Source organism: Paenibacillus sp. JT31N11, from assembly GCF_056269285.1.
The window spans coordinates 966,993-980,789 of the sequence record NZ_JBWDNQ010000002.1 but is presented as its reverse complement, the minus strand read 5'-3'; the positions used below and the strand labels follow the sequence as shown (position 1 = coordinate 980,789).

9 protein-coding genes are annotated in these 13,797 nt (G+C 52.0%); 7 read left to right on the top strand and 2 right to left on the bottom strand.

The genetic code is table 11. The features are described 5' to 3' along the window. Positions 1-11 precede the first annotated feature (11 nt). The 4 genes from AC0YNV_RS12345 (at position 12) to AC0YNV_RS12330 (ending at position 4,857) form a co-directional block, all read left to right on the top strand. Positions 12-1,247: a DegT/DnrJ/EryC1/StrS family aminotransferase gene (locus AC0YNV_RS12345; protein WP_475768358.1), complete on the top strand. Its 1,236-nt coding sequence runs from the start codon at positions 12-14 to the stop codon at positions 1,245-1,247. A gap of 121 nt (positions 1,248-1,368) precedes the next feature. After that, positions 1,369-2,967 carry a type 2 periplasmic-binding domain-containing protein gene (locus AC0YNV_RS12340; RefSeq protein ID WP_475768357.1) on the top strand — a complete coding sequence of 533 codons (1,599 nt, stop codon included), beginning with the start codon at positions 1,369-1,371 and terminating at the stop codon, positions 2,965-2,967. 30 nt (positions 2,968-2,997) lie between these two features. Continuing rightward, positions 2,998-3,954, top strand: coding sequence for an ABC transporter permease (locus AC0YNV_RS12335; protein WP_475768356.1), 957 nt, complete (start codon positions 2,998-3,000; stop codon positions 3,952-3,954). Between the two features lie 12 nt (positions 3,955-3,966). Further along, positions 3,967-4,857, top strand: a complete 891-nt coding sequence (locus tag AC0YNV_RS12330; RefSeq protein WP_210037903.1) for a carbohydrate ABC transporter permease — start codon at positions 3,967-3,969, stop codon at positions 4,855-4,857. A 59-nt stretch (positions 4,858-4,916) separates the two neighbouring features. On the opposite strand, the gene AC0YNV_RS12325 is transcribed toward AC0YNV_RS12330, so the two are convergent. Further along, complete coding sequence (locus tag AC0YNV_RS12325; protein WP_475768355.1) at positions 4,917-6,296, bottom strand: extracellular solute-binding protein; 1,380 nt, start codon at positions 6,294-6,296, stop codon at positions 4,917-4,919. Positions 6,297-6,512: 216 nt separating this feature from the next. On the opposite strand from AC0YNV_RS12325, the gene AC0YNV_RS12320 reads away from it, so the two are divergent. Genes AC0YNV_RS12320 through AC0YNV_RS12310 form a run of 3 tightly spaced genes read left to right on the top strand, consistent with a single transcriptional unit; the run spans position 6,513 to position 12,918 of the window. Beyond that, positions 6,513-7,718 carry a DegT/DnrJ/EryC1/StrS family aminotransferase gene (locus AC0YNV_RS12320; protein WP_475768354.1) on the top strand — a complete coding sequence of 402 codons (1,206 nt, stop codon included), beginning with the start codon at positions 6,513-6,515 and terminating at the stop codon, positions 7,716-7,718. Beyond that, on the top strand, positions 7,711-9,006 hold the full coding sequence (locus AC0YNV_RS12315; protein WP_475768353.1) for a hypothetical protein: 1,296 nt from the start codon (positions 7,711-7,713) through the stop codon (positions 9,004-9,006). Before AC0YNV_RS12320 ends, AC0YNV_RS12315 begins: the two co-directional genes overlap by 8 nt. A gap of 48 nt (positions 9,007-9,054) precedes the next feature. Continuing rightward, complete coding sequence (locus AC0YNV_RS12310) at positions 9,055-12,918, top strand: heparinase II/III domain-containing protein (protein ID WP_475768352.1); 3,864 nt, start codon at positions 9,055-9,057, stop codon at positions 12,916-12,918. Between the two features lie 134 nt (positions 12,919-13,052). Here the strand turns inward: AC0YNV_RS12310 and AC0YNV_RS12305 are convergent, their stop codons facing one another. Next, positions 13,053-13,718 carry a FadR/GntR family transcriptional regulator gene (locus AC0YNV_RS12305; RefSeq protein WP_475768351.1) on the bottom strand — a complete coding sequence of 222 codons (666 nt, stop codon included), beginning with the start codon at positions 13,716-13,718 and terminating at the stop codon, positions 13,053-13,055. Positions 13,719-13,797: the final 79 nt, after the last annotated feature.

The window sequence follows — 13,797 nt, the reverse complement described above, 5'->3', positions numbered from 1 at the left end:
AGGTTTTCAAAATGGAAGACCAATTGGCTATTCACGGCGGTCCGAAAGTGAAGAGCGGGCCGTTCGGCAGCGGACAGCGATTTGGTATCGAGGAAGCGAAGGAATTAATCGAAGCCCTGCAGCAGAATACGCTATTCTATCACTTCGGCGGCAAAGTGAAGCAGTTTCTCCGCGACTTCAACCATATCTATGGAGTGGACTACAGCGTTGCCGCCTCGTCGGGGACGGGAGCCATTCACATCGCTTTGGGGGCGGCCGGCGTTACCTTAGGGGATGAAGTTATTACAAGTCCGATCACGGACCAGGGAACACTGGTTGGAATTCTGTATCAGAATGCGATTCCCGTATTTGCCGATCTCGAGCCGCATACCTACAATATGGACCCTGCGTCCGTGGAGGCCCGGATTACAGGCAGGACAAAGGCGATTGTCGTTGTCCACCTAGCCGGAAATCCTTGCGATATGGATGCGATCATGGACATCGCCGCACGGCATCAGCTTAAGGTGATCGAAGACTGCGCCCAAAGCTACCTGAGCCGGTACAAGGGAAGGCTTGCGGGTACAATCGGCGACTACGGCTGCTTCAGCACCAATGATTTCAAGCATATCTCAACCGGTGACGGAGGCATGGTTACGGTCAATTCGGGAGAAGAGGAGGATTATCACACGGTTCATGCATTCGCAGACAAGAACTATCGGCGTTTTGGGAGCAGCGTCATGCGGGATCTCCAGACTCTTGCACCCAATTACCGGATGACGGAACTTCAAGGGGCGGTCGGCATCGCCCAGCTGAAGAAGCTCAGCTGGATCTGCGGGCAGCGAACCGATTACGGCAGCCGAATCAGCGCCGGAATCGATAGGATCCGCGGTATCTCCCCTCATTGCGTTGTAGAGGGCAATACAAGCACATTCTGGTTTTATATGCTTCGGGTGAACGAAGAAGAGCTGGGCTGCAGCCGGAACGAGTTCAGTGAGGCGCTTGCTGCGGAAGGGATTCCGTGCAGCGCCGGCTATATTCCCGATGTCGTCTATATGCAGCCGATGTTTCAACAGCGGAGTGCGTATCCTGGCAGCCCTTTTCCTTTCGATATAACCGGCATTACCTATGATCGGGGATTATGTCCGAATGCGGAGGAGATATTGAGGACGGCCGTTCGAATCAATGTGAATGAATATTACACGGATTCGGATATCAATGACATCATAAAAGCAGTCCATAAGGTATCCGATCATTACCAAAAGAATTGACAGCGATTACACGCTCAAAATTATAGTTGACGTTTGTTTTTTTATCAGAATATAATACAGGTACGATACATATATCGTATTTTATGTGTTAGTTATATTGACGTTAAGGAGGTCGCGATTCATGAAAGTGTTGAAGCTGAATGTATTGCTTGCCATGATGCTGACATTTATCCTGATACTTGGTGCTTGTTCTTCCGACAACAAGAGCGGCGGCGATCCCGCGAGTGAAGAAACCGCTGCCGGGGAGGATTCCGATAATGAACGCCTCCATCTGAATTGGTTTGTCACTTCATCGGGAGATGCTGTGCTTCCTGAAGGGGATGCGGATTTTATCGGACAAGCAATCGAAGAAAAATTCAATGTCGATCTCAATATCCAGTACTTGCCTTCAGGCGCAGACTTTGACAGCAAGATCAGCCTTCTGCTCGCTTCGGGGGATACCCCGGACCTGTTTACGGCGACGGGAGTAGCTTCCCAGAAATTTATCCTGGACGGTGTCACCGCGGATATGTCGCCGTTTGTGACCCCTGAGAAAATGCCGAACTATTTCAAATGGATCAGCGAGACGGAGCTTGAACGCTATGCAGTCGAAGGGAAATTCGAACGGGCCCCGCTTATTTTCCCCCGTGAGGTATACCGATCCTATTATATCCGTCAGGATTGGCTGGATAACCTGAAGCTGCAAATACCGGCCAACTATGAAGAAATGATGAAGGTGATGCACGCATTTACATTCGATGATCCGGATCAGAACGGCAAGAACGATACGTATGGTTTGACGACTGTCGGGAACGGCACATCTCTCTCCTTTGATTTCCCCCAATGGATCGAGAACGGATTGATCGGAGCGCTTATGGTTCGGGACAACAAATATGTTGACGTTCAAAGCGATCTGGCTGTTGAGCAGGTGCTGCAGGGTGTGAAGGACATGATGAAGGAAGGCACGGTGGATCCGGACTGGTTCCTGCTCAAGGGTACCGAGAATGTGGATAAGGCTGTCGGCGGCAAAGCAGGTATTATTGTCGGAGGCAGCAAATCATTCGCTTATGACAGCGAGCCGACGAGTATCCAGAACAAAACGTTAGCCTTAAACCCCAAGGCTAATTGGATGCCGTTCCATCCTTTTGCCCAAACCGGCACATGGACGGAGAACCTGCCTGACCAGCCGTTTATGTTCTCCCGCGAAACAGCAGAGAAAGACCCTGCGAAGATCGACCGGATGGTGCAAATTCTGGACTGGATGGCAAGTGAGGAAGGCTTCCTGCTGATCAATTACGGGATTGAGGGCAAACATTATACGCGTGCCGGCAATACGATTACCGTGACGCAGTCTGACCTGGATGCGTACAGCAAGGATGTCATTGAACAGGGTAATTTCCAGGAGGTATACCGTTTCTTCTACTCGCATAACCCGGAATATGAGCCGCTTGGACTTGAAGTCGTCGATGAGAGACTGTCGGACCGCGACCGTGAAATCGGCAAAACGATTCAGTCGTATAAGCTGTATCCTTCAATCGGAACGAATGTTGCTCCGCCAGTTGGCTTCAACCTTGCCGATTTCCGCAAAAAAATGAGGGAATACCAGGTACAAGTGCTGTTCGATGAGCCGGATGCGTCCAACTGGCCGAAATACGAGGAAGAGCTGATGACAAAGTACGGCGGTCAACAAATGATCGATACCTACACCGAACAGATCAAAAAGGCCGGAGTCATCAAGTAAATCACGCAAGCGCAGAGGGGGAATACACGGATGAAGCAAAACGCGGCTCTCGGGCGTTCCCCGGCGGGCAGTGAACCTATTCGCCATCGGATTGCAAGAGCCTTATACCGATACCGCTGGTTTTATCTGATGATGGTTCCAGGCTTGCTCTATTATGCGGTTTATCACTACGTCCCGATGGCAGGCATGATTATTGCGTTCAAGGATTACAGCCTGGGTAAAGGGATCCTGGGCAGCGAGTGGGTGGGCCTGGACAATTTCAGAATCATATTCCATACACCTGATTTCTACGAACTGCTTCGCAATACACTGCTGATCAGCTGCTACAGGATCCTGTTCAATATGCTGCCTGACGTCTTGCTGGCCCTCATGCTGAATGAGGTACGCATCCTCTGGTTTAAGCGGCTCATCCAAACCGTTACTTACGGCCCTTATTTTCTGTCCTGGGTAATCGTATACGGATTGGCTGTTGCTTTCCTGGCCCAGGATTCCGGGATTGTGAATTACTATACCCGCGAGCTGGGCGGGAACGCGGTCAATTACCTGGCAAGCAACGAATATTTCCGGCCAATCATTCTGCTTACCGACATCTGGAAAAATACGGGCTTCGGAGCGATCATCTATCTTGCCGCGCTGGCCACGATTAATCAGGAGCTTTATGAAGCCGCGGTTGTGGACGGCGCAGGAAGATGGCGGCAGATGTGGCATGTCACGCTTCCGGGAATCCGGGACGTATTCGTGCTGCTGCTGATTCTGAGGATCGGCCATATCATGGATGCCGGCTTTGAACAAATTTATATTTTTCTGAATGCGCGCGTATACGAGGTTGGAGACATTATCGATACATGGGTATTCCGCCGTGGGCTCGAGGAGCTTGAGTTCAGCATTGCCATCGCAACGAATTTGTTCAAATCCGTGATCGGCTTCATCCTTATTATCGGAGCCAACAGGATGGCCAAAAAACTTGGTGGATCGGGAATCTGGTAGGAGGTCGAACGTATGTCCCATTCTCTGTATAAATCGAAATCGGATCGGATCGTAGATGCCGGGATCTACGCGCTGCTTGGCATCTTCGGCTTCCTTACCCTTTTTCCGCTGTACTATGTGTTTATCGTATCGATTACCCCTTACTCGGAAGTGCTGCGAAACGGCGGCTTTATCATCCTGCCGTCCTCGCTTACGCTGGAGGCCTTTCAGGCGATTTTCTCAAGCCGGACCGTTCCGCAGGCACTTAAAATTACGATATTCATCACGTTAGTCGGGACCTTCCTCAATCTTGCCGTAACGACCCTGCTGGCGTATCCGTTATCCAAGAAATTTATTCCCGGCCGGAATGTCGTCCTCATAGTCATTGTGTTTACGATGCTGTTCTCCGGCGGCCTCATTCCGCTGTACCTGGTCGTAAGGGCAACAGGCCTGATGAATACGGTCTGGGCGCTCATCATCCCCGGTCTGGTCTCTACCTTTAATATGCTGATCATGAAAACCTATTTTGAGAATTTGCCCGCCGAAGTGGAAGAAGCGGCCAAGGTGGACGGCTGCGGCGATGTCGGAACCTTATTTCGTATCGTACTGCCTCTGTCAGCCCCTATTATGGCGACGATCGGGTTATTCTACGGAGTTGGCCATTGGAACGCATATTTCCAGGGGATTATGTATCTGAACGACAAGGCGCTGTATCCGATACAGGTTGTCCTGCGGAATATGATCCAGACGCCCAACGTGAGTCAGGAGCTTGCGATATCCAATCCCATGCTGCTGCAAACGCTGCCCCCGGAGACAATCAAGATGGCAACGGTCGTGGTCGCTATCATTCCAGTATTGGTGATTTATCCGTTCCTGCAGCGGTATTTCGTTAAAGGGATGCTGCTGGGTTCGATTAAGGGATAAGAAAAAGACTGTCATCAGGAGCGGCAGAATTTCTCCGGAGCTGTCGGATCCGTATGGAATTATGGCTTCGTTAAAATAAGCTTCATCCTCTCAGCCAATTCCGAAGCGGACTCCATACCGGCCCAGAACAGGGTCATTTCGGCTTCCAGCTCATCGACGAGATGCGCATCTTCAAAGATTTCATACAGAAAAAGGCTGTTCTCGATCGTGTCGTCATAGATATGGAGCGACTCCAGTCCAGGTTGGCTCCATATCGCTTCATTAATCTGATTGCGGACTGAAATAAAGCCCGTTGTCGCACTCAACTGCTCCTGCACTTCCGGACTTACCGCTGTTTGCAGAAACTGCAGAGCCAACTCCGGTTCTTCGCTGTTCTTGGGCAGCATGAGAACATTGGCGATAAGCATGGTCTTCTTTTGCTTCCCGAATGGCAGCGGGGCAATCTTAGGAGTGAAAGGCATCGTCTGATGCTTCCAGCCGGCAAGCTCTATCGAGGTTGTCAGGACCATCGCCGCCTTCTCCCGCGTGAACGATTCGGAGTTGAGCGCATTTCTGGGTGAGAGTGCCGCAGAGCGATGCTTGTATAACAGGTGATGAAGGAATTTCAGAGTATTCAGGATCGGGTCCGTGCTGTCAATCGCCTTAAAATTCACGCCATTCTGCAGTGCAATGACGGGCCAGCGGCTGAGGGATGACGATAAGGACAAACCGTATACGTCGTTAATGCCATCGCCGTTCAAGTCCATAGTCAGCTGCCCGGCGGCTTCCAGGAAATCATCACGGGTCCAGGATGGGGAAGGTTCGGTTACGCCATACCGCTGAAATAAATCCGGATTATAGGCAAGATACACGGTGGAAAAAGTAACGGGCAGCGCCTTTAACCTGCCCGAATCGCTGAAAGATTGCCATAATCTCGGGTAAATGGCTTCCCGGCTGCCGCCAAGCTTGTCCTGTAGATCCGTAAATTGTTCCAAATTTTCCGCTTCGCCGAACTGGCGGTCTGATACGAGTATAAGATCAGGCTTTAAGCCCAGATCCATGCTTGTATTGATAGAGTCCCAGAAATCACCGCCAGAGAAGCTCATGCACTTGACTTCCACATTCGGATTTCTCTTCTGAAACGCCTCAATGAGCAGGGGCATGCATAGATCATAGAAGTTGGAGGGCGAGGTGGTGAAAATGCGCAGAACTTTATTGGGCGATGCCTCCACAACGAGGTCAGGGGAGACGATGGTGCCTTGTCCGACCTTCTTGACAATCAGCTTCTCCAGCAGAAGCTGATCCAGCGATTTGCGCACAGAGGTTCTGCTCATGCCGTAATGCTTGCAAAGCTCATTCTCGGATAAAAGAAATTCTCCTGGCTTGATAAAGCCGGAATGGATTTGCTCACGAAGAATATTGGCTAATGTTAAATATCGGAATTCATTCTCTCTTCTCAATGTAATGACTCCTATCCCTGTCTAAACTGCTTATTACTTCAATATTGTAATGCAACGAAAAAAAGAATACAAGTGAAATACAGATGTAAGATTGTTGTTAATAAACCGGTCATAAATCCTACAAATATCGGTCACGAAGAACGGTCTGTTTTGCGCATGCACATAGAATACAGGTATGATACGTATATTTAAATGGTAAGGAAAGGGGACTTGGAAATGGAGACATTAGCATTCAAAGGTGGAAGCCCTGTTCGAACAACGCCGTTCCCGGAATGGCCCATCTACGGAGAACAGGAGGAGCGCCATCTCCTGGAAGTTCTGCACTCGGGAAAATGGGGCGGTGTCGGGCGCATCAAGCTGCCTGAATTTGAGGAACAGTTCGCCGCTTATCATGGGGCATCGCATGCAGTTACTGTCGTGAACGGTACGATCGGCATTACGATTGCCCTGCAGGCTGCCGGGGTTCAGCCTGGCGACGAAGTGATTATGCCGCCATACACGTTTATTGCAACGGCAACCTCCGCCTTGATGTTTGGCGCTATCCCTGTATTTGCCGATGTAGAGCCGGATTCGCTGCTGCTTGATCCGGAAAGGGTAGAAGAGGCGATTACGCCGAAAACAAAAGCGATCCTGACCGTTCATCTCGCGGGGGCACCCTCGGACATGACGCGGCTGCGGGAAATTGCGGACCGTCATGGGATACGTCTGATCGAGGATTCGGCGCAAGCCGTCGGTGCGCAGTGGGAGGGGAACAGTGTCGGGACCATCGGAGATATGGGGACGTTCAGCTTTCAGTCAAGTAAAAACATTAATGCCGGAGAGGGCGGTATTATCCTGACGAATAACAAGGCACTTGCCGATCAGGCATGGTCGCTGACCAATGTCGGCCGGATTCGCGAGGGCGCCTGGTACCAGCATGAGCATATCGGCTGGAACCTGAGAATGACCGAGTTTCAAGCTGCCGTGCTGCTTGGACAAATGACGAGACTCGACGAACAGATGGCAAAGCGGGAGCGCAACGGAAAGCTGTTGACGGAATTGCTTGACGAGATAGAGGGCATTCGCACGATTCGAAGGGATCCGCGGATCACCCGCCACGCCAATCATTTATACATGTTCAAGCTGGAACCTGCGATTACGATGGATAAGAGCCTGATAATCAGGCATATCAACTCTGAGGGGATACCGGTCGGTTACGGCTATATTTCCTTGAACCGCAATGAGGCGGTTATCCGCGAGATTGAGAAGTGGACCGGCGAGCACCGCATCAAGCCTTGTCCGGTAAGCGAAAGAGCGAGCGAGAAGGAAGTACTCTGGCTGCACCAGAACGTTCTGCTGGCGGAGGAACAGGATATGTACGATATTGCAAAGGCGGTTAAGAAGGTGACGAATTCCATACTGGCCGGGAGGGAACATGCTTAGGCTGGGCGTCGTAACGGTTGATATTACACCGGAAAGACCGCTGCCGCTGGCCGGGTTCGCGCACCGGCATTCCGTATTCGAATCCATTGACCGCCCCTTGTTCGCCAAGGTTTGGCTGTTCGAAAACGGGGGTGCCGCCGGTCTTGAACCGGAGCGGGCACTGGTCGTTCAAGCCGATTTGATCTGGTGGGGCTCCGAACGGGTAACCAAGCTCGCTCTGGCCATACGGGAGCGTTGGGGCTTGCCGGAATCGTCCGTCATTCTGCATGCAAGCCATACCCACTTCGGTCCGCAAACGAGCTGCCTTTTCACACCATCGCTCGGTCTTCCCGATGTCCGGTATATACGCTTGCTGGAAATGAAGCTCATGGACGGCATTGCAGAAGCCTTCGGACGGTTGGAGCCCGTGACCATCGAGCGCGGGAGCGGGGAGTGCCGCATCGGTATCCATCGCCGGCGGCGGAACGGAGTGAAGATGATGATGGCGCCAAACCCGGAAGGACCTTCCGATCCGGAAGTCGTTGTGATCCGGTTTCGTGCATCTTCAGGGAAGGTGGCAGGGGTATGGTTCCATTACGCATGCCATCCTACCACTACGGGAGACAACAGCGTCACCTCCGAGTTTCCCGGTGTTGCTATGGAGATAGTGGAACGCGCAATCGGAGAAGGGGCCGCCGCCTCTTTCCTGCAGGGCTGCTGCGGCGATATTCGTCCGGCACTCATTCGTGACGCCCAATTTTACCGGGGAGACACGACAGACATATTGGAGCTGGGCCGCACGCTGGCTGATGAGGTGATACATGTTCTTCAATCCCCGATGGAAGTGCTGCCATGCTCATCCATTCGTTCGGAGCGCCTGGCAATTGCGCTGCCGTTTCAGCGCGTGCCCGGTATCGAAGATTTGCAAAACGAGGCAGCCCGTGGAGGCATATCCGGAGAATGGAGCAGGCTGCTTCTGTCTTATCCGGAACGGCTTCTGCCTTCTATAACATTAGAGCTCAGTTGCCTGAATCTCGCCCAGGGATTGTCTCTGCTCGCCATTAATGCCGAAACCGTCGTCGAATACGGATTATTCGCTAAATCACTTGCCGGCGGAGTTCTGCCGCTGCCGTACAGCAACGGCATGATCGGCTATTTGCCTACAGAGAGTCAGCTCAGAGAAGGCGGATACGAGTCCGAGGAATCCGGCTATTACTTCGGATTGCCATCGCCTTTCGCGCATTCCGTGGAGCAATTGGTCAAGGGGGGTGCTGCTTTACTGCTGCAAAGGGGAATATCACAATTATAGGAGGAACCTTGATGCGTAAATCGTTTCCAAAACCGAGGAGGGATATGAATGATTGTACAGATTCGCAGGCGGCTATCAACGGTGCTGTGCTGTTTGATTATGCTTTCGTTATTTCCATTAGCAGAACCGCGCATCTCCAATGCGTCGGATGAGACAGAGGAATTCATTATGCCGGACACAACCGTGTACCACTTCGGAACAGAGCCTGCTTCCGGCACTGCCGTTGCGCTTGTCGGCGATCCGAATGCTGCGCCCCGGGTAACGTCTGCCGCCAGCGGAGTGCAGATTCATTCGACCCTGGCCGAGCCGTCGCGGACGTTCGAGTTCATGGTGGCGCAAGCCGGTCGTTACAGCGTGAAGCTGGGCGGAATGACCGCTTCGGACGGCGGCACGGCTGATCTGAGCATAGACGGGGTCCGTCAGGGCCAGTACAGTTTCTACAGTGTAACGGGTCAATATCCCAGAGCGGATCTGTATATTGACCAGCTGCAGTTAGCAGAGGGCAAGCATACCTTCCAGATCACGGTGAAATCAAAGGGCAGCGGGATGGGAAACGGCGAAGGGACATTCATGTATCCCTCACGGCTTGTCTTGACCGATCTGGACGCTGTCACAAGCAGCAAGACGCGCAGCACCCTTTACAACCAGATTAAACTCGACGCCGCGAGAAATAATGTCCGGCAGTTCGACTGGGCGGCATCGCTCCTGAACACCGTGAAGATGAAGGCGGACACTTATGCGGCATTGGGTTATGAGGAATTGTGGAGCCTTGTGCCGACGCAGGCTGTCCCGCGCAGCTATAACACGAATCAGCTGACGGGGAATTTCAGCCCGGTGTCGGGTGATCTGAAGTCCTACGGGAATTATCCCTGGAAGGCGGACCCTCTTACCGAGCCGTGGAAAATCACGGACCCGGCTAGCGGGTATAAATTTCCCACCAATGACTTCGGCGCCTATTATCGCAGCGGCTTGGATGAACATAACAATTTCGATCCTTCTATGGCCGATCGCAGTCTGCTCGTAAACACGCTTTATCCCGAGAAAGGTTCGGATTGGGGAGTTGACGACGGTTACGGTTGGGTCGATCCGGCAACGAATAAACGGTATACGTTTATCGCCTATTACGCCCACTGGTTCGCCTGGTATGGAGGTCCGGCAAATATTCAGGGCGGTTTGAATGCGCTTCGGGATGCTTACATCTATACAGGGGACATGAAATATGCGCGTGCGGGAGCCATTCTGCTCAATCGGATCGCCGATGTCTACCCCTCATTGGATGTCGCTCAATTCAGCAATGCCATCTATGTGAATTCGCATGGCGGAACGGGCGACGGCAAAGCAGTTGGCTCGATCTGGGAAAGCGGACTTGTCAAATCGTTTATCACCGCTTATGACGTCTTTTTCCCTGTATACGACGACCCAGAAGTTGTCCAATTCCTGAGATCCAAGGGAGAGCAATTCGATCTGCCTTTTAAAGAAAACGGTACCGGGCTCCGCCGCAGCATCGAGGATAATATTTTGCGCCAGGTGCAGCCAGGCGTTTATTGGGATCAGCTCCGGGGCAATAACGGTTTCCATCAAAGCGCTGTCGCCATGGCGGCCGTCGTTCACGATACGCTGCCCGAAACCAAGTTGTGGCTGGATTATACTTTCCAGGCAGGCGGCTTTATTAACGAAATCCCCCGCCGTGTGACGGGCGGGAACGTGCTGTACAGCCTGGTGAACGATGTTGACCGGGACGGGCATGGCAATGAAGCGGGCCCGGGTTATAACCGCTTATGGCTGAGCACCTATCTTGAAGCGGCTAATGCCCTCGAGGGTTACGACAAATATCCGGCGGCCGACTTGTACGAGAACGTCAAGTTCCAAAAGATGTTCCAGGCGATGTATCCGCTCCTGATGCTTGACAAATATACGCCTTCCATCGGCGACAGCGGAACGACGGGTCAACCCGGCATCCTGGTCGACAAGTCCCAATCCATACGAGCCTTCGAGAAGTTCAACGACCCTGTTTACGCCCAACTGGCTTACATGCTTAATGGCGGCAGCACAGAGGGGATTCACTCGGATGTTTACACTCCCGAACCTGATAAGGTGGCAAGCAGCATTGAGTCGGTAATAGAGACACAAGGCCCGCTTAAGCTCGGGAGCAGCAATTTGACCGGATATGGGTTTACGGGCTTGCGCGATGGAGCGAGTCCGGATACGGACCGCGCCGCATGGCTCTACTACGGACGAAGCGGCGGACACGGGCACAGGGATACGCTGAACCTGGGGTTATATGGCTTCGGGCTGGATCTTGCACCGGATCTGGGCTATCCCGAGCAGGCGAACGCAACCGATGTGAACCGGTTCGAATGGGTTCAAAACACGATCAGCCATAATACAGTGCTTGTCGACAAGCAGAAACAACAACCGCAATGGGACGGTACGCCCAAGCTGTACGATAACAGCTCCATGGTGAAGCTGATGGATGTCGAAGCACCTGAGCCTTATCCTCAGACACAATTATATAAGCGTACGACAGCGATGGTCCGCGTGGATGAAACCAATTCTTACCTCGTCGACTTCTTCCGGGTCAAGGGCGGCAGCGAGCATCACTTCAGCTTTCATGCTGCGGAAGGTCCGGTTACGGCAGTCGGGCTGAACTTGACGCCGCAGGCAGCGGGGACGTATGCAGGTCCGGATATTGCGTTTGGCCAGCGTCCTCCGGACGACAGCGTCTCCGGCGCCGGATATTCGGGTGCGGGCTTCCACTGGCTTAAAAATGTGGAGCGCGACGACAATCCGGCAGATTCATTCAGCGTCGATTATGATGTGATGGACACATGGAAGGTGCTGCCTCAGCCGGAGGATCTGCATGTGAGGCTGACCATGGTTGGGGATGTGGATGATGTCGCGCTTGCCGACGGAGTTCCGCCTCAAAACAAGCCGGGAAATCCGCAGAGCATTAAATACCTGATCGCCCATCGCAGCGGAACAAATCTGCAAAGCACGTTCACATCGGTCATCGAGCCTTATAAGGAGCAGCGCTTCATCCGCAGCATTTCCCCGGCGGCGGTAGTATCGGAAGAGGACTCCGTGATTGAGGGCTTGAAGGATGTTCGTGCCGTCAAAGTCGAATTGATGGATGGCCGGATCGATTATATCGTCAGTTCCTTGAACCGGGACGCCGTTTATACGATTGACGGATCAATTCGATTCCAGGGCACGTTTGGGATTTATTCGGAAAAAGACGGTCAGCCTCTTTATTCCTATGTCAATGACGGTGCTTATATAGGCAAGGTAGGAATGCAGGGGACATCTTTTGCCAATGCAGGCATAAGCAGGCTTCAAGGCACTGTCGTTGATTTCACGAAAGACCTTTCCCGGCAGAACCGGATGACGGTGCAGCTCGATTTGCAGGGATTGAATCCAGACAGCTTGCCCGGGACCATGATTTACGTTCAGAACGATGGAGTGCGCAGCGCGGCTTATATGATCCGCGGGATTAAGGCGCTGAGTGAAGGACTGTACGTCCTCGATATAGGCGACACAACGTTCGTCCGTTCTTACGCCGATTCGACGGATATGTCGCAGGGTTTCCTCTACGACTTGGCCGCAGGCAACGCATTTACCATTCCACTGGCCAGACAGAAGCGGTGGCTCTCGGAGGTAAAGATCATAGCCGACAAGACGCAATTATTCAGAAACGAATCAGTCAAGCTGGAGGTCAAGGGGTTTTACCCGGATGGCACCAATGTAGATTTGTCCGGTTATGATGCGAAGTATAAAAGCAGTCACAATCAGGTCGCTAGCGTCAACGGGCAGGATGTCTTGAAGGCGCATAACAAAGGCACCGCTGTCATTGGCACGACCGTAGAGTCAGGCGGTATACGCATTGCGGGTACGCTGCAAATTGTAGTGAACTGAATAGGCGAGAGGTGTATATGGATCGAGGGGATACATCTCAGGGAGGGCAACAAAGTCTTTCATGACTTTGTTACCCTCCCTTTTTATTTGCCAATCTGCAATTGACCATTTCGGGATATCGTTTACCCCCATTGTTATTTCTTTAATGCCTCAAGCATGTCGTAGATATGACTATGCATAAGCTGCCTTGCCTGCTCACTGTGTCGTTCCTCAATGGCAATCGCAATTAAGATGTGATAATTGGATGCCTTGGTACGCATATGAGGCAAGGTGTTAGTTTGCTTCCGACCTTCGGAGAGAAGTGGATAGATTGACTCCATCATGCGAAATAGGACAGGGTGTTGTGCTGACTCTGCAATGAGATGATGGAAGGAAAGATCGGTATCCAGAAATGGACCCCCTTCTTCCATCTGGTTAATCATAGAGTCAGCCAGCGTACGCAGCTGCTTGACTTGGGAGCGCGTGGCATGCTCTGCGCTTAGGGCAGCCAGTTTGGGCTCAATGAGCAATCTGGCTTCCAGCAATTTGACAAGAGAAATATCCCCCAATTCCTTAAGATCTGCTGTAGGATCTTCCAACAATAATGGATCGTTGCGTACATACATTCCCCGTCCATGCTCGATACTGACGTTTCCTTGGCTTTCCAGAGTCCGCAGCGCTTCTCTTATAGTAGATACGCTAACTGCCAGATCTTTGGAGATTTCTTGCAAGGTTGGAATGCGTGATCCAGGCGGCCATTCCCCACTTCTAATTTTCTGCTCAAGCACATCAACTGTCATTGCGAATGTCGTTTTTTTCATCGTAACAATCCCCTGTATACCTTCATATTAGGTTTATACTAACACAATCGTATAAGCTTCTCCTAATAATAAAACGTAT